The organism is Glycomyces amatae (assembly GCF_020991375.1).
GTDB classification, from domain to species: domain Bacteria; phylum Actinomycetota; class Actinomycetes; order Mycobacteriales; family Micromonosporaceae; genus Glycomyces; species Glycomyces amatae.
This window is the reverse complement of the sequence record NZ_JAJLQZ010000003.1, coordinates 353224-377639: the sequence shown is the minus strand read 5'-3', so window position 1 is coordinate 377639 and position 24416 is coordinate 353224. Positions and strand designations below refer to the sequence as shown.

Sequence of the window (24416 nt, the reverse complement as noted above, 5' to 3'; positions counted from 1 at the left end):
GGGATCCCATGCACCAGCAGACCGGCACCCGCGACGTGTCGTACGACCTCGTCAGCGTCCTCTACCACACGCTCCAGGAGGCCGCGACGATCCAGCAGTACATCGACGACGCGAAGGAGCACGGCGACGAGGACGCCGCCGGGTTCTTCGCGGAGCTCCAGGAGCAGGACCGCTCCCGCGCCGAACGCGCGAAGTCGCTGCTCGCGGCCAGGTTCGAGGAGCAGTCGCTCGCGGCCCGGCCGCGCTCGACGGCCGCTCCGGCCGAAGGCGCCTGAGACCGGGGCCGCCGGCCGCGCCTCGCGCCGCCGGCGGCCCCTCACCGCTCCGCATCCGCCCCTAGGCGAGCTGCCACTGCTGGGCGGCGTTGTCCAGGCAGGTCCACTGCCGCACCTCGGCCCCGGGTCGGGTGCCCCACTCGTAGTCGTCCAGGCACAGCCCGCTGTGCCGGTTGACCAGGTTGACGTAGCCGCCTCCGGCGTCCACGACCTCCCACTGCTGGACGTCCAGGCCGTTGCACGTCCACTGCCGCACCTCGGCGCCCGGCTCGGTCCCGAACTCGTAGTCGTCCAGGCAGAGGTTGCTGTAGACGTTGCCGATGGCGTGGTAGCCGTTGCCCAGGTCGTGGAGGTACCAGTCCTGGACGGCCTCGCCGTTGCAGGTCCACTGCCGCACTTCGGCGCCCGGCTCGGTCCCGAACTCGTAGTCGTCGAGGCACAGGCCGCTGTGCCGGTTGCGCAGCTGCACCGTCCCCGGGCCGGTCTCGCCCGAGGGCCCCTGGAGCAGCGTCGCGGTCGAGACCGGGACGCCGAGGTCCGGGGTGCCGTCGGCGTTCCAGGAGATCCTCTGCACCCGCGTGGTGCGCGTCGTCCCGCAGCCGTCGGAGGCCGAGTCGTTGGCGTGGTAGGCGATCCACGTCTCGGTGCCGTCCGGCGAGGTGAAGAACGAGTGGTGCCCCGGCCCGTACACGCCCGCGGCGTCGTTGCGCTGGAACAGCGGCGACGAGTGCTTGGTCCACGAGCCCATCTGGAGCGGGTCGCCCCCGGTGTACTCGAGCGTCCCGATCTTGTAGTTCGGCCCCTGGCAGTGGCTCGCCGAGTAGGTCAGGAAGGTGCGCCCGTTCCGCTGGAGGGCGAACGAGCCCTCGTTCACCGCCCCGTTCTGGGTCTCCCACGACAGGGTCGGGGCCGAGATCCGGGTGCCGTGCGCCGCGGCCGTCCACGGGTTCGACATCGGTGCGATGTAGAGCGACTGGAGGCCGTCGGCGTGGAAGGCGGAGAAGGTCATGTACAGGTCGCCGTCCAGGCGCAGCGGGGCGGCGTCGATCGCCCAGCCCTGGTTCGGCATCAGGTCCAGGATGCCCCGGACGGTGTAGGGGCCCAGGGGGTCCGACCCGGAGCTCTGGGCGACGTGGGTGCGGCGGGGCCCGCCGCTCTGCTCGACCGAGTAGTACAGGTACCAGCGGCCGTCGACGAGCTCCAGGTGCGGGGCCCACATCGTGCTGCCGCCGGTGCTCACCACGACGTGCTCGGGGGCGGTGTTCAGTCCGGCGATGGTCGGGGACTTCCGCATGACCACCTGCGACGACCAGGTGGTCGCCACGTAGTAGTAGAACCCGTTGTGCTGCACGAGGGTCGGGTCGGCGCTGTGGGGCACGTCCACGGCGGGGTTGGTGAACGAGGGGCCGGGCGCCGCCTCGGCGCGCTCGGCGCCGGTGAAGACGTGGGCGGCCACGGCGAGGACCGTGACGGCGAGGAGCACCGCGGCTCTTCGCAGGGCGGTTCGGGGATGGGCGGTCGGCATGGCGGCTCCTGTGAGGGTGGGGGCGCCGCGACGGCGTGCACGGCGCGGGGAGCTGGTGGCCACCAGGGATGTTCACGCTAACATCAAGTCGGCGAACAAGTCAACACATCGAAATACCTGAAACCAAAAGCCGCCGCGAACCCTGATCTCCCGCGGGCGGACGCCCGCTCACGCTCCCGACGGCGCGCGGTACAGGGCGGCCACCGCCTCGGCGCGGCCGCGCAAGGCGGCCCGCAGCGACGGCGGGGCGAGGACCTCGGCGTCGGCGCCCAGCCGCCACAGCGCCCATTCGGCGTGCCGCGCGTCCTGGAAGGACACCTCCAACCGCAGCCGCCCGTCCGCGTCGGGCTCCTCCGCCCGCACGGCCACCGCGGCGTCCAGCAGCTCCTCGCGCCGCTCCGGGTCCACCCGTACCAGCACGGCGAGATGGTCCTCGGCCAGGAACCGCGCGGTGCGCTCCCGCCAGATCCGGTCCAGGTCGACCTTGTCCGGCCGCCGGGCCCGCTCGGTGAGCGCCTCGGCGGCCAGTGCCCGCGACAGCCGGTAGGTGCGGTCCGCGCCGGACCTCGTGGCCAGCAGGTAGACCCGGTCGCGGACGGTGACCAGGCCGATCGGGTCCACCGTGCGCCACTGCGGCGCCTGGTCCGCGGCCGCGTAGTGGAGGCGCAGCCGGTGTCCGGCGAGCACTGCGCGCCGGACCTCGGCCATCACGCCCCGAGGAATGTCCTCAGCGGACGATCGTCGCGAGAGCAGGTCGGTCTCCGGCTCGACGAGGAACCGCCGGGCCGCGTCGTCCACAGTGGTCCGATGGCCCTCGGGCAGCGCGTCCACCACCTTGCGCATGGCCGAGGCGAGCGCCGGGCCGAGGCCGAACGCCTGCTCGCCGCGCCCGGCGGTCAGCAGGGCCAGGGCCTCGTCGCGGTTCAGCCCCGTGAGCTCGGTCCGGAACCCTGGCAGCAGCGCGAAACCGCCGTGCCGGCCGCGCTCGGCGTAGACCGGGACCCCCGCCGCGGACAGCGCCTCGATGTCGCGCAGCACCGTGCGGGTGGACACCTCCAGTTCGCGGGCCAGCGCCTCCGCGGTCAGCCGACCGCGCTGGCGCAGCAGCAGGACCAGCGAGACCAATCGATCGGCGCGCATCCGGAAACTCTACCGGAATACCTGACATGAGGTGTCGTGATTGGTTGCGAGGCTTGCCGTCGCGACGCCGAAGACCGGCCACCGGGCCGGCCGGCGCGCTCAACCGCAACGAATGGAGCCGATGTGGCAATGGAACGAACGGCGGTCAACCCGGTCACGTGGTCGCTGGAGATGGGGTTCAACCAGGGTGAACTGGTCTCCGGGCACACCCGGACCCTGTACTGCTCCGGGCAGACCGCGATGAGCGCCGAGGGCGGGCCCGAGCACGAGGGTGACATGGCGGCGCAGCTGGCGCTGAGCCTCGACAACCTGGAGGCCGTCCTCGGCGAGGCCGGCATGTCCCTCGCGAGCCTCGTCCGGCTCAACGTCTACACCACCGATGTCGACCTGCTGTTCCCGCACTACGGCGTGCTGGCGTCGCGGCTGGGCGCCGCCGGGGCCGCGCCGGCCACCACGATGCTCGGGGTGACGCGGCTGGCGGTCCCGGGCCAGATGGTCGAACTCGAGGGGACCGCGGTCGCCTGACGCGGCCGCCCCTTCGCCGCCCGCACCGGCGCGGGCGGCGAAGGGGCCTGCGCGCCATGGCGAACCACGGCGACTGCCCTCACGCCGCCATCGCCTGGAGGCGCCGCCGTCTGCGGATGAGCCCCCGCGGGCGGCGGCCAGGCGGCGGCTGACGGACTCAACCGAACCGCAGCCGGTCCCCTCCGGTGAGCGGAACCGGAACGTCGCCGGCGCCTCGACGGCCGATCTCGATCGGCGCGTTCGAGGCTCCGCTGACCGGAGGGAAGCCCTCCTGGAACCCGGTGAGCGCTCCCGCGCTGCGGGCTAGATGGTGCCGTCGGGTCGGATCTCGTAAGAGATGGTCACGCCGTCGCTGTAGCGCTTGTAGCTGATGCGCCTGCTGTCGACGCTGTTCAGGGCGGCGCAGGAGGGGCATCTGACCGCGGTGGAATTCTGGTACCGCACGCCGTCCTCCCATTCGTGCCCGCAGTCGCCGCAGCGCACGCAGACGATGAAGTTGTCGCCGCCGCCGTCGTCGATGGCGACGAAGCCGGTCGCGCCGGTCAGCACGCCGATGATGTGGCCCTGGTGCTCGGCAGCGGCGGCGTTCCGTTGCCACGGGAGCAGGTTCTCTAGGTACAGGCCATCGATATCCTTGCCCCAGTTGCCGTTCGGGGTCTCGACCACGTAATAGGTCAGTTCGCGGGTCACGTTGACCTCGTCGCGCAGGTACTGCTTGGCCTTCTCGGTGTCGCTGCCGCGGAACACGTAGTAGGTGCCGCTGGCGTTGCGCAGCCTCCCGTACCCGGGCTCCAGCCCGGCCGCGGCCTGCTTCGCCTCGGCCGCTTCGGCTTCGGCGCGGGTCGCGAAGACGATCGGCGCGGCGGCATCGGAGCGGCGCTTCTTGAACCAGCCCATGTGCTCTCCTCGGGGAGGGTCTGACAGGTGCGTCGAAACTAGTCCGGAAGCCGCGGGAGGGGTCCCGGCCCCAGACCGTGGCGGCGAGTGGCCGAGCGGTTCCCCCCGGCGGACGTGCGCGCCGACTGCCGGTCGACCGCGCGGGCCGCGGCACCGGCCCGATCAGCCGCTCGGTAGCCCAGAGAGGAGCGCCGCCTCACGATCGCCGAACCGAACGGGCCCTGCCGATGGCGGGGCCCGTTCGGTTCTCAGGTGGTCAGCGGAGGGAGCCCACGATCGCGTCGAGCGCCTCGAAGTCGATCGAGGGGGCTTCGGTCGAGCCCAGCGATTCGGCTCCCACGCCCACCACCCAGCCGTCGGCCGCGCGGTGCTCGATCGAGGCCGGGCCCGGGCGGACGTCCACCGAGGTGCGGTGCACCAGGGCGGTCGAGTCGTCCAGCGGCGAGTACTCGCACTCGAAGTAGGCGCAGTTCGCGTAGTGCTCCGCCGCCTCCTGCGACGCGCCGCCGTCGCCGGCGGACTCGAGCGGGGTCACCTGCAGGAAGAACCTGACCTGCTCGCCGTCGACCGTCGCGTCGGCGTAGGCGATCCGGGTGCCGTCGTTGCCGTAGTAGTAGCCCTCGCCGTAGGCCTCGGTCTGCTCCTGCGCGGTGAACTCGACGTCGGCGGCCGAAGGGACCGCGGCGCCGGGGAACTGCTCGGCGATGCCGTCGACGAGAGCCTGGGCCAGGTCGGCGTCGTCGGGCAGCGTGTAGCTCCCGGTATCGTCCTCTTCGTACTCCGGGGCCTCCTCGCCGACCGGGATCGCCCGCGCGACATCGGCGAGCTGCTGAGGCGTGGTGCTGAGTTCGCCCGTCCTGAGCGCCTCTTCGAGCTCGACGTGGACGATGACGCCGTCTTCGCGCTCGAGCAGGGCGGCCCGCACCGGAACCCGATCGCCCTCGGGACGCTCCTGCTCGTCCGCGATCAGCGTGCGGGTCTCCTCGACCAGCAGCATCTGCGGGCCCTCCTCGTTCTCGCCCAGGTCCCAGGTGCACTGCACGTCCGGGCCGCCGCAGTCGGCGAGGCCCTCCATGCGGGCCGAGGCCTCGGTGCCGTCCGGCTCCAGGACGTCCACCCGCAGGATCGCGTGATCGCCGGATTCGAGGAAGATCGCGGCCTCCTCGTAGCGGTAGCCGTCGGCCTCGGCGTCGAAGTAGAAGCCGCCGTATTCGGGCCCGGTCTCGGCGCAGTAGCCGCCGAGGCTCCCGCCGATCGCGGTCACCGCCGTGCCCAGCGCCTGGTCGTACATCGCTGCGACGGCCAGCTGCTCGTCGCTCTGGTCGTCGGGGGCCTCGCACGAGTTCGCGCCCGGGACCGCCTCCTCTTCTCGGCCGCCCGGCCCGGCGGCGTCGAACGGGGCCGACCCGCCCGAGAGCGCCAACGGGATCGCCACGGCCGCGGCGAGCGCCGCGACCCCCGCCATCGCACCGGTCCCGATCGCCGCGCGTCGGCGCCGCACCCGGCGCCTCCCTGCGGCCACGATGTCATCGGTGCCCGAGTTGGGGACCGGATCGGCTCCGTCGAGCGCTTCGTCGAACAACCCGCGCACGTCGTCTGGGTTCATGATTCGGCTCCTTGGCCTGTGAGATTCGAATTCTCATACAGGTCGCGCAGCGTCTGCAGCCCCCGCGCGGTCTGGCTCTTGATGGTGCCGGCCGAACAGCGCATGATCCGCGCCGTTTCAGCGACCGGCAGGTCCTCCCAGAAGCGGAGGACGAGGGTGGCCCGCTGCCTGGGAGGCAGCTGGGCGAGAGCGGCGACGGCGGTGAGGCGCTCCTCGGGAGCACCCCCGTCGGCGACGCCTTCGGGCAGTTCCGCATAGGAGCGCTCACGGCGGAACCAGCCGCGCCGGGACTCGTCGATCAAGGTGTTGGTGACGATCCGCCGCGTGTAGGCGTCGGCCGTTTCCAGCCTGGTCTTCGACCACGCCGCGTAGAGCTTGACCAGCGAGCTCTGCACGACGTCCTCGGCCCGGTGCCAATCGCCGCACATGAGGTACGCGGTTCGGACCAGGCCCGGCCGGCGCGCCTGGACGTACTCGCGGAATTCGCGTTCCTGCTGTGGGGTCATGGGGGCCTCTCGTCGTGTCTCTGTCCCCGTTTCTACGAAACCGGGACCGCCGCGGGTTGCATCGCGTCCCTCTCCGATCCGCGATCGGGGCCCTTGCGTTTGAGGCTCGTCGCCATCGGTAACCCATGGCGGCATGTCCTCCATCCATAATGTCCGCACCACCGCCTCCCGCGCGGCCGACAGCAGACCCCTGGAAATCCTCGCTCGCGGCGGCTTCGTCGCCTACGGCGTCATCCACCTGCTGTTCGCGTGGCTGGCCTTGCAGGTCGCCTTCGGCGACTCGTCGAGCGAGACCGACCAGTCCGGCGCCCTGAAGACCCTCGCGCAGCAGCCGGCCGGCGAGCTCCTGGTCGTCGGCATCATCATCGGCATGGCCGCGATGGCCGTCTGGCAGGCCTTCGCGGCGGTGATCGGGGAGAGCGGCCCCCAGGACCGGACCGCGATGGCCGAGCGCGTCGTCTCCGGCTGCCGCACGGTCCTCTACCTCTACTTCGCCTACCTCGGCTACAAGGTGGTCAGCGGCGCGAACGCGTCGCAGTCCCAGAGCCAGCAGTCCACGGCCTCCTCCATGATGGACTCCGGCGGGGGCCGCCTCCTGGTCGGCCTGGCCGGTGTCGTCGTGGCCGGCGTCGGCGTCGGCCTGGTGGTCTACGGGCTGACGAAGAAGTTCGAGAAGCACCTGGACACCGGGCGGATGCGCCCGTCGGTGCGCCGGACGGTGGAGCGGCTCGGCACGGCGGGCTACACGAGCAAGGGCGTCGCGTACGGCGTCTCCGGCGTGCTCATCGTCTCCGCGGCGGTCGGCTACGACCCGGAGAAGGCCGGCGGCCTCGACGCCGCGCTCAAGACGCTGGCCGGGACGGCCTGGGGCCCGTGGCTCCTCGGACTGATCGCCCTCGGCATCGCGTGCTTCGGCGTCTACTGCTTCTTCCAGGCCAGGTACCGGAAGGTCTGATCCGCCGCTCGTCGACGGGCGGTCAGGTCAGCGGGCGCTCGAGCGTCCCGTCGACGCCGAACGCCGCCACCAGGGGCAGCGCGTGCGGAGCGAGCTCGAGGACGGCCGCGTCGCACCGGTCGGGCAGGTCCTCGACGACCGGGGCCGCCAGCCGGCCGGCGGCCAGGAGCGTTCCCGCGTGCGCGGTGACCTGCCGGAGGGCGAACAGCCGGTGCACCAGGCGCAGCATCGCCTGCGCCTCGGGCGATCGCGCCGATTCGGCCATGTCGAGCAGCGCCTCGCCGGCGAGGCGGCGGGCGTGGGCGTCGACGAGTTCGAGCGCTGGATTGACCGCGTTGTTCCACCGCTCCAGGGGCGTGCGGGCGGCGCGGTCGCGCAGCCGACGGCCCGCGCGCCGGTGCCAGCCCTCCTCGACCGCGGCCAGGAGGTCCTGGAGATGGTCCGGGTCGTCCATGTCCACCACGGCGGTCCGGTCGGTGTACGCCCTCCGGCCGAGGACGAGCTCTCCGGCGGCCTTGCTCCAGACCACCAGGTTGTCCCCCTCGGCGGTGACCGGTCCCTCCAGATTCGCCATCGGGTCGCCGAACCCGTTGAGGCGGAACACCCCGCGCGAGCCGCAGCGCTCCCGGCACTCGATGACGACCGCCCTGCCGTGCCAGGTGGTCCAGCCCTTGACGACGGCGACGAGCCGTTCGGCCTCGGCGCGGGTCGATGCGGTCGCGCCGGTCCAGGCGCGGACCGCCCGCCGGTGCAAGGCGATGATCGCGTAGGTGGTGGCGAGCGCGTCCAGCAGGCGGGTCTGGTGGGCGCGGTGCTCGAACAGCGTCACCGAGCTGCCGGGGGCGAGGCCCGAGGTCCGGCGCCGGTGCGCGAAGTGGACGGCGCGGGCCACCGCCAGTTTGGCGGCGCCGACGCCGCAGGCGCTCATGCAGAGCTTCCCGGTGGTGACGCGCCCGATCGCCCGCAGGAACCGCTGGCGGCCGCTGCCGACCGTCCGGCGCTCGGGCAGCGGGCCGATCAGCGCTTCAGGGGGGAGCCGTACCCGGTCGAAGGCGGTCGCGCAGTGGTCGACGGCGCCGGTGAAGGTCTCGGGCAGGAGCTCGACGCGCACACCGGGGCGCGGCCCGGCGGCGTCCCGGAGCGGGGTCAGGAACAGGTGGATCCCGTAGTCCTCGCCGTCCATGATCAGCTTCGCCGCGACCAGGCCGGACTTGGGGCCGCCGGCCGGACCGGTGTTGGGCATGAACTTCGCCGCCCCGGCGTGAGGGGTGTGGAGGACGAAGCCGTGCTGGTCGCGGGTCGCGGTGGTCTCCATGCGGGCCGCGTCGTTGCCGTGCGCGCGTTCGGTGCATAGGAACGTGCCGGTGCGCCGCAGGGCGGTGAAGTCGCTCAAGTCCCGGCGCCTGCTGGATTCGAGGTCCAGCAGGCTGCCGAGGAACAGGTTGTAGTGGATGCCCGCCACCGCCGTCAGGCCGCCGTCCACGCCGGCGGTCCACTCGTGCATCATCGTGAGCTGCTCGGCGTCGGCGGCGAACGCCGGCACGTCGTCGAGGCTGTCGTTGACGATGCGCAGCAGCCGGTAGGACCGCAGTACCCGCTCCTGGTGGGAGCGCCCTTCCGGGTAGGCGAACTCGGCCGTGCCGACGAGGTCGCGCCACCGCTCGTGCAGATGGGCGGTCTCGGGCCGGTAGAGCACGTCGTGCAGCGCCGTGACGGCCGTGGGAGCGAGGGTGGTCGTGGCATCCATGCGCGGGCGGGGACCTCTAGCGGTTCAGGGCGCCGAAGAACCCGCTCATCGGCGAGTCGGCGGACGGGTCCTGGTAGTACTCGCCGACCGCCGCGACCAGCTCCTGCCGGTCGATCTCGCCGTCGCCGTCGGTGTCGATGAGCCCGAAGGTGCGCTCGCTGTCCTCGCTCCGCACGCCCATCGCCGCTTCGGCCCGGCGGAACTCGTCGAGGGAGATCGCGCCGCTGCCGTTCGCGTCGATCAGGGCGAAGACGGCCTCGGCCAGCGGCCGCATCAGCTCGTCGAAGCCCTGCTCGCTCTCCCCGATGGCCGCGGTGACGGCAGTGGTGAACTGCTCGCGGGTGAACGGGCCCTCGCCGCCGCCCATCTGCGCGGCCAGGCCCTCCCAGTAGACGACGAAACCGGCGCGGACGGTCGCGGCCTTGGCGGGGTCGACCGCGTCGCCGAACGCGGCGATGAGCCGCTCGCCGAGGGCCTCCATGTCGGCCGCGTACAGGTCACCGCTGCCGTCGGTGTCGAGCAGGTTGAACATCGAAGCGTACTTGACCGCGAACTCTGTTGCATTTGTCATGATTTAATCATAAAGAAGCAGTAATGACTGTTTTGTTGGACACGCCGGGCACCGCCTGGAAACGACGCTGCCCGGCGCGCCTTCACGGCCCCGGCGGGGTCAGGAAACGCCGCGGAAGAAGGCCCGGATGTCGTCCGCGAGCAGCTTCGGCTCCTCCATCGCGGGGAAGTGGCCGCCCTCGGTGAACTCGCTCCAGTGGCCGATGGCCCCCCAGGGATCGAACACGCGGCGCATGAGCGGATGGGCGTCGAACACGGCCCACCCGGAGGGCACCTCGGAAGCCGTCGCCATCTCGAGGCCGGCGTGCTCGGACTCGTAGTAGAACTGCGCGCTCGACGCGCCGCTGCGGGTGAACCAGTACAGGCTGACGTTCGTGAGGAGCTGGTCGCGGTCGACCGTCTCGTCCGGCGCCCGGTAGGCGCCGCCGGTCCCGGTCTTGAACTTCTCGGCGATCCACGCGAGCTGGCCGACCGGCGAGTCGGTGAGCGCCGGGCCGATCGTGTCGGGACGGTGGTGCTGCATCGCGAGATACCCGCGCTCGGCCGCGGCCTCGGTGCGCGCCGCCTCGATCTGGGCGGTCTCGTCGCCGGACAGGCCGTCGGGGCAGGGGAACACGTCGCCGACCAGCCCGAGCCACCGGCGGTCGCTGCCGAGGTGCGTGCCGATGACGCGCTCCGGACGGACCGCCGCGAGGCGACCGGTGACGCCCGTGCCGATGTCGGTGCCGTGGACCGCGAACCGCTCGTAGCCCAGACGCGTCATGATCTCGGCGCACGCCTCCGCCGTCCGCGCCAGCTCCCAGCCGGTGCCCGACAGCGGGGTGGAGAACCCGAAGCCGGGCAGCGACGGGACGACCACGTGGAACTCGTCGGTCAGCAGCGGGATGAGCCGCTGGTAGTCGACGAACGAGCTCGGCCAGCCGTGGTTCAGGATCAGCGGGACGGCCTCCGGATTCGCCGATCGCGCGTGGACGACATGGAACGTCTGGCCGTCGACGACCGTCGTGCACTGCTCGTACTCGTTGAGCCTCGCCTCCTGTGCACGCCAGTCGAACTCGTCGCGCCAGTACGCGGCGAGCTCCTTCAGGTACACCAGTGGGATGCCGCGGCTGAAGTCGGCGCGATCGTCTCGGCCCGGCACGGGGATGGGCCAGCGCGTGCGCGCCAGCCGGTCGCGCAGGTCGTCGACGTCGGCCTGCGGGATGTCGATGCGGAACGGTGTGAGTGCCTTGTTCTCGTTCATGGCGTTCACGTTCCCAGGTGATGCGGCAGGTGAGCTTCCGCAATTCCTGGAATGATCGGGAGCATGTTGGAAACCTCGGCGCGCCTGCTCGAACTGCTGTCGCTGCTCCAGCTCAAGCGCGACTGGACGAGCGCCGAACTCGCCGGCCGGCTCGAGGTGAGCACGCGGACGGTGCGCGCCGATGTCGCAAAACTGCGGTCGCTCGGCTATCCCGTGGACGCGCGCCGCGGCGTCGCGGGCGGGTACCGGCTGGCCGCCGGGGCGGCGATGCCCCCGCTGCTGCTCGACGACGACGAGGCCGTCGCCGTCGCGGTCGGACTGGGAGCCGTTGCGACCTGGAGGCTCGGCGTCGAAGCGACCTCCCTCACCGCGCTCGCGAAGCTGGAGCAGGTGCTGCCCTCGCGCCTGCGTCGGCGTGTCGAGGCGGTACGCGCGGCGATGAGCGTCGTTCCAGGTGCTGCGCCGCCGCTCGACCTCTCGGTGCTCGGCGCGGTCGCCGCCGCGATCCGCGGCCGCGAACGGCTCCGGTTCGGGTACACGAAGCCCGGAGGCGGTGAGGCGCCACGCCACACCGAGCCGCAGCGACTGGTGAGCTGGGGGTCGGTCTGGTACCTGCTCGCGTGGGATCTCGACCGCGACGACTGGCGGGTCTTCCGCGTCGACCGCATGGTTCCGCGGGCCCCGACGGGCGTGCGGTTCCGGCCGCGAGCGATCCAGGAGGACAGCGCCGTCGAGTACGTCGTCGGGCGTGTCGTCAAGGCGGCCTGGAAGTACCGCGCCCGGGTGCTCGTGCACGCCCCCGCCGCCGAGGTCGCCGCGAAGCTCCTCATCCCCGTCGACGTCGAAGCGGTCGACGAGTCCACCTGCCGCCTCGAGCTGGGCTCCGACGACCCGGACCGGCTCGCTCTGCGGCTGGCGCAGCTCGACGCCGACATCGAGGTGATCGAGGGCGACGAACTCGCACCTGCCTTCGACCGCCTCGCGGCCCGATGCCGCCGCGCGGCGGCCAGCGCCTCCACGACGTGACGCTGCCGCTCGAATGACCAGTGGTGGACCTTGCTGGCTGCCACCACAACTCGTCGACGCAGGCCAGGGCTTCACTTGACCGTCTCAGGGGTGTTATTGACGCCGTTGCGACCCACCCCTCGGCGGTCTGGCTACTTCCGGGGACGGCGGTTCGGTGCGGCGGCAGGTGACGCCGGCTGTACGCCGGCCGGGCCGTGTCTTGGCCTCAGGCGATGTCTCGCAGCCTGTCGGCCATGGTGGCCAGGCCGACCGGGCCGAGGTTGAGCGCGGCGGTGTGCCATGCCTTGAGGTCGAAGTCGGCGCCGCGGCGGGCCTCGGCCTCGGCGCGGGCGGCGATCCAAGCGCGCTCGCCCAGCTTGTACGAGATGGCCTGCCCGGGCCAGCCGCAGAAACGGACCACCTCGGGGTGGACCCGGTGCTCGGCCGTCCGGCCGCGGGTGCGCAGCACGTCGCAGGCGACCTCGAAGTTCCACCGCGGACCGTGGCGCCGCGCTTCCGCCTGCGGCAGCGGCAGCTCCAAGTGCAGTCCGAGGTCGATGACCACCCTGGCCGCCCGCATGGCCGAGGCCTTCAGCATCCCCAGCCGGGTGCCGGGCGCGGTGTTCCAGCCCAGCTCGTCGGCCAGCCGCTCGGCGTACAGCGCCCAGCCCTCGCCGTGGCCGGACACGAAGCTGATCTTGGCGAACCGGGACAGCGAGTCGCCGACCACCTTGGTCTGACCGGTCTGCAGGTGGTGTCCGGGCACGGCCTCGTGGAAGACGGTGGTCTGCTCGCCCCACAAGGCGAACCGCTCGCGGCCGCCGACCGGCCACCAGGTGCGGCCCGGGCGGGACAGGTCCTCGCTGGCCTCGGTGTAGTAAGGCGATCCGGCCGCCGATCCGAACGCCAGGTTCACCTCCACCCGCATCAGCCTGGGGTCGATGTCGAAGTGCACTCCCGACAGGGCCGCCAGCGCGGTGTCGTGCCGCTCCTGGAGCCAGTCGCGGTAGGCGTCGGCGCTGTCCACGACCTCGGTGTCGTTCAGGTGCGCGACGGCTTCGTCGACGGAGGCGCCGGGCAGGATCTCGTTCGCCTCGGCGGCCATCTCCTCCTCCAGCCGGTGCAGTTCCTCCCAGCCCCAGTCGTAGGCGTCTCGCAGGTCGATGTCCGCGCCGAGGAACTGCCGAGCGGCGATGCGGTATCGCTGCTCGCCCACCGCGTCGGCCTCGGCGGCGTGCGGCGCGTAGTCATGGCGCAGGTAGCGCGCCAACTCGGTGTAGGCGGCGTGCCCGGCGGCCGCGGCCCGTTCCAGCTCGGCGCGCAGCGGGCCGTCGCCGTACTCGTCCACCACCGCGTCGAAGGTGGCGGTGGCGGCGTAATTCTGGGCCTGCGCCGCGCACTCCAGCGCCTGGCGGCGCGCGGCGACCACGCCCCTGGCGATACCGGTGTCCAATGTGGTGCGAAAAGTGTCGAACATCCGCGGGACGGCCGCCAGCCGGTCGATGAGGTGGCGCCACTGCTCTTCAGAGCCGCGCGGGGCCGCGTCGATGTAGCCGTGCAGGTGGAACACCATGCCGTAGGGGGCCATCAGCGGGCGCATCCACTCCCCGGCGTCGTATTCGGCCAATTCCGCTTCCAACCGCTCGGCCAGGTGGGCGGCGGCCAGTCGGTCGGCGTCGTTCGCCGGTTCGAGCGCGGCGAGCCGGGCCAGGACGGCGCGCTGGGACTCGGCGCGTTCCGCCACGGCGTCGGGCCCGTAGTCGGTGACGACGCCGAAGTCTCCGGTGACGTCGATGACGGTCTTGGCGAGCACCGGGTCCTGCCGAGCCATGGTTTCGACGTACTCGTCGCACAACGCGAAGATCGGGGTCACGATCGGGCCGCCCGAGTATTTGCCGTGTTCACTGGTCCTCCTGGGTCCGCCGCTGCATCGGGGTGAAACTAGCATCTCCCGGCCCGGCCCGTGAAAGGGAAGACCTCTCGATTCACGGGCGCCGCCCCTACCAGGGCGCGGGACGGCATGGTCCGGTTCCCTGGAACGCCGAACCGAGAGTGGGTTCACCTAGATTGACAGAAATAGGAGATTTTATGTGTAAACCGGAGTAATTTCACCCAGGTAATCTATTGTGAGGCTTTACTAACCTCAGTTATTCTGCGCCCCAACGTCCTTGATGGAAACTGACGGCGAAAGGTGCCCGTTCACCTGCGAAAATGCGTGTGCTTAAGACACAAGAACGCGGGTTGAAGGAGCACCTTTCGGGTGAAGCGCATCGGATGGGACCGGCGGCTCGGCGTGGCCGCTGACACCGAGAAGGCAGCCCTGAATAACTGAGGTGAGCTCATCGAACTCATGCGGTCCGATCCTGCGCCGGGGTACGCCTTCCCCGTGACCTTCATGTGCCGCCGGCTCCAAGTCGCGACCTCGGGCTACTACGAGTGGCGCACCCGGCCCGAATCGGCGACCGCCCGTCGCCGCAAGGCGCTGACGGCCCAGATCATCCGCGCCGCGGCCCAGATCGCGGGCGGCGCGATGACCTTCGCGGCCATGGCGACCGGCGCGCAGCTCGTGCTCGCGGACGGCAAGGTCGGCGTCCTCTCCTCGCTACCGGATCTGCGGACGCGGATCCTCGTGTTCACGGTCGAAGGCGCCAAAGTCATCGCCTTGGAAGGCGTCACCTACCCGGACTGCGTGCGCGCCATGGAACTCACGCCCCTGGACGCCTGAGCGACGCCGGGACCCCTCCCGCGGAGCGAATGATAGACATGTTCGTTCGGGCGCGGACTTCGATGCGAGATTGCCGGCATCGAAGAGAGACGTTCCCTTGAGACGGAGTCCCCAGTGATACGACTTGCAATCTACTTGACCGTCGTCACGGCATTGGCGGCGGCCGCGTTCTTCGGTGCCCGGAACCTCGACGACCGACTGAGCGCTTTGCTGCCTCTCGTAGTGCAGATCGGGTGGCTGGTCGGCGCGATCATCATTCTCTGCCACGCTTATTGGGGCGGGACGAGACCCGGTTATCGATGGTCGGCGCGCCTGCATTTCGCGGTGGTCGCCGAACTCGGCATCATTTCAGTAATCGCACCGATAGCCTATTTCGGACTGCAATCACCTGGGGAGTCCACGGGGTGGCCTGCCTGGCTCATTGTGAGCGCCATACTGTTCGCCATCGCCTTCTATTTGCTGGCGGTCCCGTATGGCGCTCACATCCGTACCGAATGGATCATCACGGAACTGGTATTGGTCTCCGCACTGTCCACCGGAACGCTTGCCGCGCTTTGGCTTCTCGATGGGCACATCGACCGGTTGCCCTGGGTCGTGGCCGGTGCATGGTTGCTCGTAGTCGTTCGCCTGCTGGACGTTGGTCGCGATTTCTGATCGAACGCCACCGGCCTGACCGCCTCACGCCGAAGACACAAGAACGCGGGTTGAAGGAGCACCTTTCGGGTGAAGCGCATCGGATGGGACCGGCGGCTCGACGTGGCCGCTGACGGCAAGGGCCTGGTCGGGCATGTGGGCGTGGTGCTGCTGCGCCGCCTCGCCGACCGGGTCGGACTGACCGGCGAGCTCGCGGCGGCACTGCCGGTCTCGGCGGCCCGGGGCTGGCTGGACCGCTCGACGGTGTTGGTGCAGTCGGCGGTCGCGATCTCCCTGGGCGCGACCAACCTGTCCGACGCCGAACGGCTCTCCTGGCATCACCGCCCGCTGGGCTTGTCCGGTGGTTCGGACTCGACCATGCGGCGCCTGCTCGCGGGGCTGGACGCGAAAGCGCACCGACACCTCGCCCGGTGCCGGGCGCGAGTCCGATCCCGCATCTGGACGCTGCTGGCCTCCGCCGAGCAGGGATTCCCCTGGGTCGAGATCGCGGGCAAAACGTTGACCGGCTGGGTCGTGATCGACATAGACGCCACGATCATCACTTGCGCGACACGGAAAGAAGGCGCGGCCGGGACGTTCAAGGGCACCTGGGGCCACCACCCGCTCGCGGCCTGGTGTGCCAACACTATGGAGTGCCTGGCTATGGCCTTGCGGCCCGGGAACGCCGGAGCGAACGACGCGGCCGACCACATCAAGGTGTTCACCGCCGCCCTCGCGCAGCTCCCGGCCGAAGCGCGGCGCAAGATCCTGGTCCGGATCGACGGGGCCGGGGCCAGCCGAGCGCTGCTGGAGCACTTCACCGGCCTGAACCGTCGGCGCCAGCGCCTCTACTACACGGTCGGCTGGGCGATGCGATCCGCTGAGGAGACCGCGATCGCCCAGCTCCCGGAGACTGCCTGGGTCGAGGCGATCAGCTCGGACGGCGAAGTGCAGCACGGCTACGCCGTCGCCGAGCTGGTGGAAGCGCCGAGCGGCACCGAGGGACGGCCGAGCAAGGCGCTCTCGCTCGAGCAGGGCAAAGCGATCATCCAGAAGGCTCGCGCGAGTCGGGAACCCTGGATCTATGCCTATGTCGCCCTCTCGATGTTCACCGGCGTCCGCACCGAAGAGGCGCGGCCGTTGAAGTAGGAGCACACGCACCTGAACCCGGTAGCGGGGGAGGAGCGCTCATGCGGGCGCCGGCATCGGGAGACGCTGCCGGCGCACGTCGAGGTGTGGCGCTCGGTCCGCAAGAAGGGCGAGACCAAGAATGAGAAGAGCCGCCGCACGATCGCCCTACCTGGGTATGTGGTCGCGATCCTCGCCGACTACCGCCGTAGGCAGGTCGAGTCTCGCGAGCGGAACGGTCACGTTCGCGAGGGCATCGTCTACGTCTTCGGCACGCGGAACGACTCCGTGAAGGACGCGGGCAACGTGCGCCGCTACTTCCAGACCATCGTTGAAGACGCTGAAGTGGAAGGGAACTGGACACCGCGGGAGCTGCGGCATACGTTCGTGTCGTGGATGTCCGACCAGGGCGCGGCCGAGGAGTTGATCGCCGATGTGGTCGGCCATAAGAAGACTTCGACCACGCGGACGGTCTACCGTCACCAGCTCCGGCCGGTCATCACCAAGGGCGCTGACCTGCTGGATGAGGTGTTCGGCGAGACGCTGGAGGAGTCCAGCTGAGAGGGTGATTGGCTCCCTTTTTGGCTCCTACGCGAAAGCCCCGGCTCTAGTGGCCGGGGCTTTGTGCTGGTGGTCGATACTGGGATCGAACCAGTGACCCCTCGCGTGTGAAGCGAGTGCTCTCCCGCTGAGCTAATCGACCGGGACGAGGCATAACTGTACCGGAGTCTCTGCCGAGGTGCGGCGGTGGGGGGTTGGGGATAGCGGCGGTCACATGGGCCTCGGATCTTGACAGGAGGGGGCTGTGTCGATAGGGTTCGATGCGTTAAATCGTTTCAATTGAGGTTCGGGCGCGCGTCCCCTCGATGTGTTTCCGCTGGCCTCGCACGAATTCGAGGAGCCCCTTCGATGAGTCCCCCCACAACGTTTCGCAGGATCGTCGCCGTGTCGCTGGTCGGTGCGCTGGCCGGGGCCGGGTTCACGGCCTCCGCTCAGGGCCACGGCGGCCACCGTGACGAGATCCAGCTCGAACGGCTCGACCGCGGCCTGGTCGCGGCCCAGACCGAGGACGGCGTCTTCCTCAGCTGGCGTATGCTCGCCGACGAGGTGACCGGTTATAACGATTCAGGTCTTGAGGGCGCGACCTTCAAGGTCTACCGGAACGGCAAGAAGATCGCCACCGTCGCCGACTCCACCAACTACCTCGACGCCCGCGGCGACGGGGACGACGAGTACAAGGTCGTCGCCGTCAAGCGCGGCCGCGACGACGTCTCGGACACCGTCGAGCCCTGGTCGCAGGGGTACCTGGACATCCCGCTCGAGAAGCCCGAGGACGGTGTCACCCCCGCAGGGGAGGCGTACACGTACAAGGCCAACGACATCAGCCCCGGCGACCTGGACGGCGACGGCGACTACGAGTACGTCGTCAAGTGGGACCCGAGCAATTCGAAGGACGTCTCGCAGGTCGGCTACACCGGCCCGGTCCTTCTGGACGCCTACACGCTGGAGGGCGAGCTGCTGTGGCGCATCGACCTGGGCGTGAACATCCGCGCGGGCGCGCACTACACCCAGTTCCAGGTCTACGACTACGACGGCGACGGCATCTCGGAGGTCATGCTCAAGACCGCGCCGGGCACCAAGTCGACCTCCTATGTGAAGCACGGCAAGGAGGAGTACATCACCCTGCCCCGTGACGACCGCAGGGCCGGCGTCACGCACGAGGACGACTACCGGCTCTCCGCCGAGGGCTACTACGAGCACCTGGTGGAGGTCTTCCAGGGCTGGAGCGACCACCCCGAGGTCGTGAACGGCGACTGGCCCGCGACCATCGAGGCCGCGCTCGGCGCCGAGGACCGGTTCGACTTCGCCTACCCGCTCTCGGAGGAGGACGCGGAGGCGCTCGCCGACCACTTCATCGACGTCTACGCGCCGTCGCGGTCCTCGCGGAACCAGCTGCGGAACTTCGAGGGCTTCATCCTGTCGGGCCCTGAGTACCTGACGGTCTTCAACGGCCGCACCGGCCTCGAGATGGACACGATCGACTTCCCGGTCGAGCGCGGGGACGACGGCCTCCTGTGGGGCGACTACGCGATGTCGCGCATCGAGCCGGGCAACCGGGTCGACCGCTTCCTGTCCGCCGTCGCCTACCTGGACGGCGAGCACCCCTCGGCGATCTTCGCCCGCGGGTACTACACCCGGGCCACGATCACCGCGGTCGACTGGGACGGCCGGAACCTCGAGGAGCGCTGGCAGGCCGACTCCGGCCACGCGCCGATGTCGAACCCGTTCAACGACGGCCCGCACGGCGTCGAGGGCCCCGACCCCGAGTGGGGGACGCTGACGACGCAGGGCGACCACTCCCTGGCCGCGGCCGACGTGGACGGCGACGGCAGGCAGGAGATCGTCTACGGGGCCGCCACCCTCGACGACGACGGCTCGCTGCTGTACTCGTCGTACGCGACCATGCCCGAGGGCTCGGGCAACCCGGGCGCCCTGGCCAAGCTCGGCCACGGCGACGCCCTGCACGTGGGCGACTTCGACCCCGACCATGAAGGGCTCGAGATCTTCTCGGTCTTCGAGGGCGGTGCCTGGGCCCCCTACGGCTACGCCATGCGCGACGCCGAGACCGGAGAGGTCCTGTGGGGCGGCTACACCGGCCGCGACACCGGCCGCGGCATGGTCGGCGACATCGACCCGTCGACGCCGGGCCTGGAGGCGTGGGCCGGCCTGCCGCCGGACCAGGCCGGCAACCCCGAGGGCCTGTTCACGGCCGCCGGCGAGCCGATCGAGGGCGCCGCACCGGGCACCAACATGAGCATCCGCTGGGACGCCGACCTGACGACGCAGCTCGTCCACGGCGCCGACGCCGCCACCGTCGAGACCACGACGATCCGCGACTACCAGGACGGCGTCGTGCTCGACGCGGCGGGCACGCTCACGAACAACTACACGAAGGGCAACCCCGGCCTGGTGGCCGACGTGCTCGGCGACTGGCGCGAGGAGCTGCTGGTCCGCACCGAGGACTCCAGTGCGATCAGGGTCTTCCTGTCCACTGAGGTCACCGACCACAAGCTCTTCACGCTCATGCACGACCCGCAGTACCGCGTGGGCGTCGCGACCCAGCAGACGACCTACAACCAGCCGCAGTACACGAGCTTCTACCTCGGCTCGGACATGGACTTCGGCGACGTGGCCGTGCCCGACCACTGGACGCCGCGCTACCGGCACTAGTACGAGACGAGGCGGGGCGCCCGGAAGGGCGTCCCGCCCTTTTTCGCCGCTAGACATGGGATGATACGAGGAATTCACTCGGAGGTCTTGCGCTCGACCCCCTGTTGCGGTTGAGTGAGTACCGCCCCGTCATCCCGCCTCGGCCCGCCGAGGCCTTACGACATGGAGCCTTCCTGTGCAGTCCCTCAGAGCCCGCTTCGCGGCGGCGGCCGCGGGCGCGGCGGTCATCGGCGCCGCCGGATTCGTGTTCGCCGCCCCGGCCCAAGCCCAGGTCGACCTCGTCCACATCGGCGAGGTCCAGGGCTCCATCGCCGACGGCGACACCGACTTCACCTCGCCGCTGGCCGGCGAGACCGTGTACGTCCAGGGCGTGGTCACCCAGGAGACCCTCGACCCCTCCGGCAACCGGGGCTTCTTCCTCCAGGAGCGGGCCGACGCCACCGACGGCGACCCGAACTCCTCGGACGGCATCTTCGTGTTCAACAACCGGTACTCCACGATCCGCACCCTGAACGGCTCGCCCGCACAGGAGGAGCTGGGAGCCGACTGGACCGTGAGCGTGGGCGACGAGATCGTGGTGCGCGCGGTGGTCGGCACCTACTTCGGGAACATCCAGTTCAGCGGCGGCTCCACCTTCGTCCAGGACGTGGTCGCGACCGGGCTCGACCCGCTCGCCGAGGTCGAGGCCGCCGAGGTCGACGCCCCCGACGACGCCGCGGCCTCCAAGGAGTACTTCCGCCGTCACCTCGGCATGCAGCTCACCGTCCCCGCCGACTCGGTGGTCACCGCGGGCCGCGACGTGTTCTCCAGCGGCGGCGAGGTCTGGGCCATGCGCGGCGACAGCGCCGCGGCCCAGCAGGACGGCTACGCGGCCCGCGCCTACCGCGACGCGCACCCGCTCGACACCGTCGAAGGGAGCTTCGACGACGGCAACGGCTACCTGTTCGTCATGGGCGACCTGGGCCTCCGCGCCACCGAGGGGACCACCGACGCGATCATCGCCCCCGCGAAGACCTACGACGTCATCACCGAGGCGAACACCGGCGGCGTGTACCTCTCGTTCGCCAAGTACGCCATCCAGGTCGCCGAGGACCTCGCGCTCGAGGGCGGCCTGGAGCCGGCCGGGAACGAGCCGGTCGAACCGGTCGGGAGGCACGAGGCCGCGATCGCCTCGTACAACATCGAGAACCTCTACGACGTGCGCGACAACCCCGACTCCGAGTGCGACTTCGAGGGCGACGCGGGCTGCGTCGACGCCGAGGACCCCGAGGGCGACGTGGACCCGCCCTTCGACTACGTGCCGTCCTCCTACGCGGAGTACGAGGCGCGCATGGAGCGCGAGGCCGCCCAGATCGTCGACGACCTGCACAGCCCGGCGATCCTCATGACCCAGGAGGGCGAGGCCCAGGACGTCTGCTCGGTCAACCCCGAGTGGACGAAGCGCTCCGACCTCGGCGAGGACCGCCTGGTCTGCGACCTCGAGCACGCCGGCGACGCGAACGAGCACAGTGACGGCGCCCCCGACTCGCTCCAGGAGCTCGCGCTCCTCATCGCCGAGCACGGCGGCCCGACCTACAAGGCCGCCGGCGACCTCGACTCGGCCGACACCCGCGGCATCATGACCGGCTTCCTGTACCGGCCCGACCTGGCCGGCCTGTCGAAGGCCGAGCACCGGGACCCGGTCCTCGGCGACGAGCCGGAGGTCGACTACCCGACCGAGGCCGACGAGATCAACGCCGACGTCGAGAACCCCAAGGCCCTCAACGCGGCGCTGCCGGACGCGGTCGTCGAGCAGTGCACGAACTCGGGCGTCTACGCCTGCAACGGCTTCGACGTGTTCAGCCGCCCCTCGCAGGTCGCCAAGTTCTACCTCAAGGACAAGCGGGGCCACAAGACCGAGGAGATCTACCTGATCAACAACCACTTCTCCTCGGGCCCGGACACCCGCGTGCTGCACCGCACCGAGCAGGCGAACTACCTGGCCGCGATCAGCGCCGCGATCCTGGACGACGACCGGAAGGCGAAGGTCCTGGCCGGCGGCGACCTGAACGTCTTCCCGCGCCCCGACGACCCGTTCGCGGAGGGCCGGACCATCGCGGGCGACTGGGTCGGCCCGTCCGACCAGCTCGCGGGCCTCTACGAGGACTCAGGGCTCCGCAGCCTCTACGACGTCATGCTGGAGGACCACCCCGAGGCCGCCTACTCCTACACCTACATGGGGCAGGCGCAGACGCTCGACCAGATGTGGGCCTCCCCGCGCCTGCTGCGCGAGGTCGAGTCCGCGGTGTCGGCGCACGTCAACGCCGACTACCCGGCCGACGCGTCCGCGTTCGGCGAAGAGCCCGCCTACGGCAGGTACGGCGTCTCGGACCACGACCCCGAGGTCGTCACCATCGACCTGAAGTAGTTCCGGCGCAAGCGAGGGGGCGGGACCACGCGGTCCCGCCCCCTCTCACTCTGCATTCTCCGGTTGCGGCTCTTCAGGAAGGCCTCAGAACAGCTTCTTCGCGTTCGTGATCGCCTCGGCCAGGGCCTCGATGGAGGCGGCGGCGAGGCCGTAGGAGTACATCGGCTCGGCCTCCCAGCCGACGATCTGCCCCTCCTGGACGGCCGGGAGGGCGTTCCAGGTCGGGAAGTCGGTGAGCTGGTCGGGCTGGAGCGACTGGACCCGGTTGTCGAGCAGGAGCAGGTCGGCGTCGTACTTGTCGGCGTTCTCCCAGGAGAGGAACTCGAAGTAGCTCCCGGTGGCCGCGTCGAGCGCGTCGGGCACGACGATGTCGACGCCCAGCTCCAGGAAGAAGCGGGTGTCGTTGCCCATGTTCGGGCTGGAGGCGTAGAACGTGTCCGCGGCGGCGGCGCAGGCGAGGACCTTCACCGGGTTCGCCGCGGCGGCGGCCCTGAGGGCCTCGACGGCCGCGTCGTACCGCTCCCTGCTCGCGGTGTTCTCATCGGACTCGAGGTCCGCGCCGAGGCTCTCGGCGAGTTCGGCGTGGCGCCCGATCACCTGGTCGAGCGTGTTCGACAGGGCCTCGTCGTTGGCGCTGAGCGCCACGACCGGGGCGAGGCCCGTGATGTCGGCGGCGCTGGCCTCGGGCACGTACCACAGGGCGGCGGGGTCGATGTAGTAGTGCGACATGAAGACCTCGGGCCCGTAGGCGGCGTAGGCCTCGACGTCGAACTCGCCGAAGACGTTGCCGAAGACCTCGAGCTCGTCGACGGGGAGGTTCCCCGCCTGCGTGGTGGGGGAGCCGTCCTCGTTGGTGGTGGGGCCGAAGACGGCCGGGACCTCGACGCCGAAGTCGTGCAGCGCGGCGGCCATGCCGGTGAAGGCGACGATCTTGGCGGGGACGCGGTCGAGCTCGGCGGTCTCGCCGCGGTCGTCGATGAACTCCCAGGGGCCGGTCGACTCGGCGCCGGAGTCGGACTCGTCCTCGCCGCCGCCGCAGGCGGCCAGGGCGCCGGTCACTCCGAGGGCGCCGCCGCCCGCGAGCAGGCCGCGGCGGCCGATCTTGACGCTGTCGGCGTCGAAAGCCATGTGTGTCTCCTTCACGAAGGGCGGGCGGGGGTCGGGCCCGGCCCGAACGAACCGAGGTTAGGCTAACCTAATCGTACGGCGACCCTCCGGACCGGGGTCCTCACGTGGCGTCAGCCACGTCCCCCGCCCTCCTACTCGAGCGGCTGCGCCTCGGCGAGGCTCCCGGCGAGCGCCTCCAGCTCGACCGCGCCGCCGACGTGCGAGTAGACCGGCTCGGCGTTCCACGTGTACACCTGCCCGGCCTCCACGGCGGGCAGCGCCGCCCAGGTCGGGTACTCGGCCAGCAGCTCCTCGGGCTGGAGGTTCCCGGTGCGCTGGTCCACGAAGATGACGTCCGCCTCGTACTTGTCGACGTTCTCCCAGGACAGGAGCTCCCAGTAGTCGTTCTGATCGGGGTTCTCGGGGACCACGAGGTCGACGCCGAGCTCGACGCACTTGGCGAGCAGGGTGAAGGTGGGCGGGTTGGCGATGTACAGCCCGTCGGGCCAGGCGCCGACCGCCATGGCCTTGAGCGGCCGGTCGGCGACCGCGGCGGCCACCGCCCCGGCGGCGGCGCCGAAGCGCTCGACGCCCGCCACGTTCGCGTCCGAGTCCATGTCGCCGCCGAGGGCCTCGGCCAGCTGCGCGTGCCGGTCGATGATCTGGTCCAGGGTCGGCAGCGAGACCTCGATGCCGATGCCCGGCGCGAGCGACTGGACCTCCTCGAGGCGCTCCTCGGGCACGAACCACAGGTCGAAGCCCTCGTAGTAGTGGGACACGATGAGGTCGGGGCCGATCGCGGCGTAGGCCTCGACGTCGAACTCGCCCCAGGCGTTGCCGAGGATCTCCAAGTCCTCCACGGGCATCCGCCCGGCCTGGATGTCGGGGGCGCCGTCGGCCAGCGTGGTGGGGCCGAAGACGGCCGCGACCTCCACACCGTAGTCGTAGAGGGCCGCGGCCAGGCCGGTGAACGCGACGACCCTGCTCGGCGTGTGGTCGAGCTCGACCGCCTCCTGGTCGCGCTCGTCGACGAAGGAGAACGGGCCCGAGCCGCCGTTCTCGTCGTTCTCGTCCGCCTCGCCGGAGCCGCAGGCGGCCAGGACCGAGGCGGCGCCGAGGCCGCCGGTGGAGGCGAGCAGGTGACGGCGGGTGAGGGCGCGGGACCGGAGTGGCACGTCGAACTCCTTCGAG

At 70.7% G+C, this 24416-nt stretch carries 21 protein-coding genes and 1 tRNA gene; 10 read left to right on the top strand and 12 right to left on the bottom strand.

What is annotated here, in order from left to right; genetic code table 11:
* The first annotated feature begins 8 nt into the window (after positions 1–8).
* Positions 9–275, top strand: a complete 267-nt coding sequence (locus LO763_RS06890; RefSeq protein ID WP_230601223.1) for a hypothetical protein — start codon at positions 9–11, stop codon at positions 273–275.
* 61 nt (positions 276–336) lie between these two features.
* On the opposite strand, the gene LO763_RS06885 is transcribed toward LO763_RS06890, so the two are convergent.
* Together LO763_RS06885 and LO763_RS06880 are read right to left on the bottom strand one after the other, a co-directional pair.
* Positions 337–1800, bottom strand: a complete 1464-nt coding sequence (locus LO763_RS06885; RefSeq protein WP_230601222.1) for a family 43 glycosylhydrolase — start codon at positions 1798–1800, stop codon at positions 337–339.
* 168 nt (positions 1801–1968) lie between these two features.
* Positions 1969–2940: a helix-turn-helix transcriptional regulator gene (locus LO763_RS06880; RefSeq protein ID WP_230601221.1), complete on the bottom strand. Its 972-nt coding sequence runs from the start codon at positions 2938–2940 to the stop codon at positions 1969–1971.
* Between the two features lie 129 nt (positions 2941–3069).
* On the opposite strand from LO763_RS06880, the gene LO763_RS06875 reads away from it, so the two are divergent.
* Positions 3070–3465, top strand: a complete 396-nt coding sequence (locus LO763_RS06875) for a RidA family protein (RefSeq protein WP_230601220.1) — start codon at positions 3070–3072, stop codon at positions 3463–3465.
* Positions 3466–3768: 303 nt separating this feature from the next.
* Here LO763_RS06875 and LO763_RS06870 read toward each other — a convergent pair whose 3' ends face one another.
* The 3 genes from LO763_RS06870 to LO763_RS06860 all read right to left on the bottom strand — a co-directional run bounded on the left by LO763_RS06870 (position 3769) and on the right by LO763_RS06860 (position 6474).
* A complete protein-coding gene (locus LO763_RS06870) occupies positions 3769–4362 on the bottom strand; it encodes an FmdB family zinc ribbon protein (RefSeq protein ID WP_230601219.1) in 594 nt (197 codons plus the stop codon).
* A gap of 256 nt (positions 4363–4618) precedes the next feature.
* Complete coding sequence (locus LO763_RS06865) at positions 4619–5968, bottom strand: hypothetical protein (RefSeq protein ID WP_230601218.1); 1350 nt, start codon at positions 5966–5968, stop codon at positions 4619–4621.
* Positions 5965–6474 (bottom strand): SigE family RNA polymerase sigma factor, encoded by a 510-nt coding sequence (locus LO763_RS06860; RefSeq protein WP_230601217.1) that lies wholly within the window; start codon positions 6472–6474, stop codon positions 5965–5967. The genes LO763_RS06865 and LO763_RS06860 overlap by 4 nt, the downstream gene beginning before the upstream one ends.
* Before the next feature lie 133 nt (positions 6475–6607).
* On the opposite strand from LO763_RS06860, the gene LO763_RS06855 reads away from it, so the two are divergent.
* A complete protein-coding gene (locus LO763_RS06855) occupies positions 6608–7429 on the top strand; it encodes a DUF1206 domain-containing protein (RefSeq protein WP_230601216.1) in 822 nt (273 codons plus the stop codon).
* A gap of 22 nt (positions 7430–7451) precedes the next feature.
* Here the strand turns inward: LO763_RS06855 and LO763_RS06850 are convergent, their stop codons facing one another.
* From LO763_RS06850 to LO763_RS06840, 3 genes are all read right to left on the bottom strand, one after another.
* Positions 7452–9176, bottom strand: a complete 1725-nt coding sequence (locus LO763_RS06850) for an acyl-CoA dehydrogenase family protein (protein WP_230601215.1) — start codon at positions 9174–9176, stop codon at positions 7452–7454.
* 16 nt (positions 9177–9192) lie between these two features.
* Positions 9193–9747: an EF-hand domain-containing protein gene (locus LO763_RS06845; protein WP_230601214.1), complete on the bottom strand. Its 555-nt coding sequence runs from the start codon at positions 9745–9747 to the stop codon at positions 9193–9195.
* 99 nt (positions 9748–9846) lie between these two features.
* Positions 9847–10989: an epoxide hydrolase family protein gene (locus tag LO763_RS06840; RefSeq protein ID WP_230601213.1), complete on the bottom strand. Its 1143-nt coding sequence runs from the start codon at positions 10987–10989 to the stop codon at positions 9847–9849.
* A gap of 63 nt (positions 10990–11052) precedes the next feature.
* On the opposite strand from LO763_RS06840, the gene LO763_RS06835 reads away from it, so the two are divergent.
* Positions 11053–12015, top strand: coding sequence for a helix-turn-helix transcriptional regulator (locus tag LO763_RS06835; protein WP_230601212.1), 963 nt, complete (start codon positions 11053–11055; stop codon positions 12013–12015).
* Between the two features lie 205 nt (positions 12016–12220).
* Here the strand turns inward: LO763_RS06835 and LO763_RS06830 are convergent, their stop codons facing one another.
* Positions 12221–13867 carry a DUF885 domain-containing protein gene (locus tag LO763_RS06830; protein WP_230601211.1) on the bottom strand — a complete coding sequence of 549 codons (1647 nt, stop codon included), beginning with the start codon at positions 13865–13867 and terminating at the stop codon, positions 12221–12223.
* 513 nt (positions 13868–14380) lie between these two features.
* Here LO763_RS06830 and LO763_RS06825 point away from each other — a divergent pair.
* From LO763_RS06825 to LO763_RS06810, 4 genes are all read left to right on the top strand, one after another.
* The gene (locus LO763_RS06825) at positions 14381–14719 is read left to right on the top strand and encodes a hypothetical protein (RefSeq protein WP_230601210.1); all 339 of its coding nucleotides are present in this window, start codon (positions 14381–14383) and stop codon (positions 14717–14719) included.
* A gap of 135 nt (positions 14720–14854) precedes the next feature.
* Positions 14855–15373, top strand: coding sequence for a hypothetical protein (locus LO763_RS06820; protein WP_230601209.1), 519 nt, complete (start codon positions 14855–14857; stop codon positions 15371–15373).
* A gap of 69 nt (positions 15374–15442) precedes the next feature.
* Positions 15443–16501, top strand: coding sequence for a transposase (locus LO763_RS06815; RefSeq protein ID WP_230601208.1), 1059 nt, complete (start codon positions 15443–15445; stop codon positions 16499–16501).
* An 84-nt stretch (positions 16502–16585) separates the two neighbouring features.
* Positions 16586–17041 (top strand): tyrosine-type recombinase/integrase, encoded by a 456-nt coding sequence (locus LO763_RS06810; RefSeq protein WP_230601207.1) that lies wholly within the window; start codon positions 16586–16588, stop codon positions 17039–17041.
* A 67-nt stretch (positions 17042–17108) separates the two neighbouring features.
* On the opposite strand, the gene LO763_RS06805 is transcribed toward LO763_RS06810, so the two are convergent.
* A tRNA-Val gene (locus LO763_RS06805) sits at positions 17109–17183 on the bottom strand.
* 206 nt (positions 17184–17389) lie between these two features.
* Between LO763_RS06805 and LO763_RS06800 the strand changes: the two genes are divergently transcribed.
* Together LO763_RS06800 and LO763_RS06795 are read left to right on the top strand one after the other, a co-directional pair.
* Positions 17390–19711 carry a rhamnogalacturonan lyase gene (locus tag LO763_RS06800; protein ID WP_230601206.1) on the top strand — a complete coding sequence of 774 codons (2322 nt, stop codon included), beginning with the start codon at positions 17390–17392 and terminating at the stop codon, positions 19709–19711.
* A 175-nt stretch (positions 19712–19886) separates the two neighbouring features.
* On the top strand, positions 19887–22118 hold the full coding sequence (locus tag LO763_RS06795; protein WP_230601205.1) for a hypothetical protein: 2232 nt from the start codon (positions 19887–19889) through the stop codon (positions 22116–22118).
* A gap of 84 nt (positions 22119–22202) precedes the next feature.
* Here the strand turns inward: LO763_RS06795 and LO763_RS06790 are convergent, their stop codons facing one another.
* Entirely contained in the window at positions 22203–23246 is a 1044-nt protein-coding gene (locus tag LO763_RS06790) for an ABC transporter substrate-binding protein (protein WP_230601204.1), read from the bottom strand.
* Between the two features lie 131 nt (positions 23247–23377).
* A complete protein-coding gene (locus LO763_RS06785) occupies positions 23378–24400 on the bottom strand; it encodes an ABC transporter substrate-binding protein (RefSeq protein WP_230601203.1) in 1023 nt (340 codons plus the stop codon).
* Positions 24401–24416: the final 16 nt, after the last annotated feature.

Coding starts and splice junctions, on each gene's coding strand:
- LO763_RS06890 (WP_230601223.1), top strand. CDS start 9: ATGCACCAGCAGACCGGCACCCGCGACGTGTCGTACGACCTCGTCAGC.
- LO763_RS06885 (WP_230601222.1), bottom strand. CDS start 1,800: ATGCCGACCGCCCATCCCCGAACCGCCCTGCGAAGAGCCGCGGTGCTC.
- LO763_RS06880 (WP_230601221.1), bottom strand. CDS start 2,940: ATGCGCGCCGATCGATTGGTCTCGCTGGTCCTGCTGCTGCGCCAGCGC.
- LO763_RS06875 (WP_230601220.1), top strand. CDS start 3,070: ATGGAACGAACGGCGGTCAACCCGGTCACGTGGTCGCTGGAGATGGGG.
- LO763_RS06870 (WP_230601219.1), bottom strand. CDS start 4,362: ATGGGCTGGTTCAAGAAGCGCCGCTCCGATGCCGCCGCGCCGATCGTC.
- LO763_RS06865 (WP_230601218.1), bottom strand. CDS start 5,968: ATGAACCCAGACGACGTGCGCGGGTTGTTCGACGAAGCGCTCGACGGA.
- LO763_RS06860 (WP_230601217.1), bottom strand. CDS start 6,474: ATGACCCCACAGCAGGAACGCGAATTCCGCGAGTACGTCCAGGCGCGC.
- LO763_RS06855 (WP_230601216.1), top strand. CDS start 6,608: ATGTCCTCCATCCATAATGTCCGCACCACCGCCTCCCGCGCGGCCGAC.
- LO763_RS06850 (WP_230601215.1), bottom strand. CDS start 9,176: ATGGATGCCACGACCACCCTCGCTCCCACGGCCGTCACGGCGCTGCAC.
- LO763_RS06845 (WP_230601214.1), bottom strand. CDS start 9,747: ATGACAAATGCAACAGAGTTCGCGGTCAAGTACGCTTCGATGTTCAAC.
- LO763_RS06840 (WP_230601213.1), bottom strand. CDS start 10,989: ATGAACGAGAACAAGGCACTCACACCGTTCCGCATCGACATCCCGCAG.
- LO763_RS06835 (WP_230601212.1), top strand. CDS start 11,053: ATGTTGGAAACCTCGGCGCGCCTGCTCGAACTGCTGTCGCTGCTCCAG.
- LO763_RS06800 (WP_230601206.1), top strand. CDS start 17,390: ATGAGTCCCCCCACAACGTTTCGCAGGATCGTCGCCGTGTCGCTGGTC.
- LO763_RS06790 (WP_230601204.1), bottom strand. CDS start 23,246: ATGGCTTTCGACGCCGACAGCGTCAAGATCGGCCGCCGCGGCCTGCTC.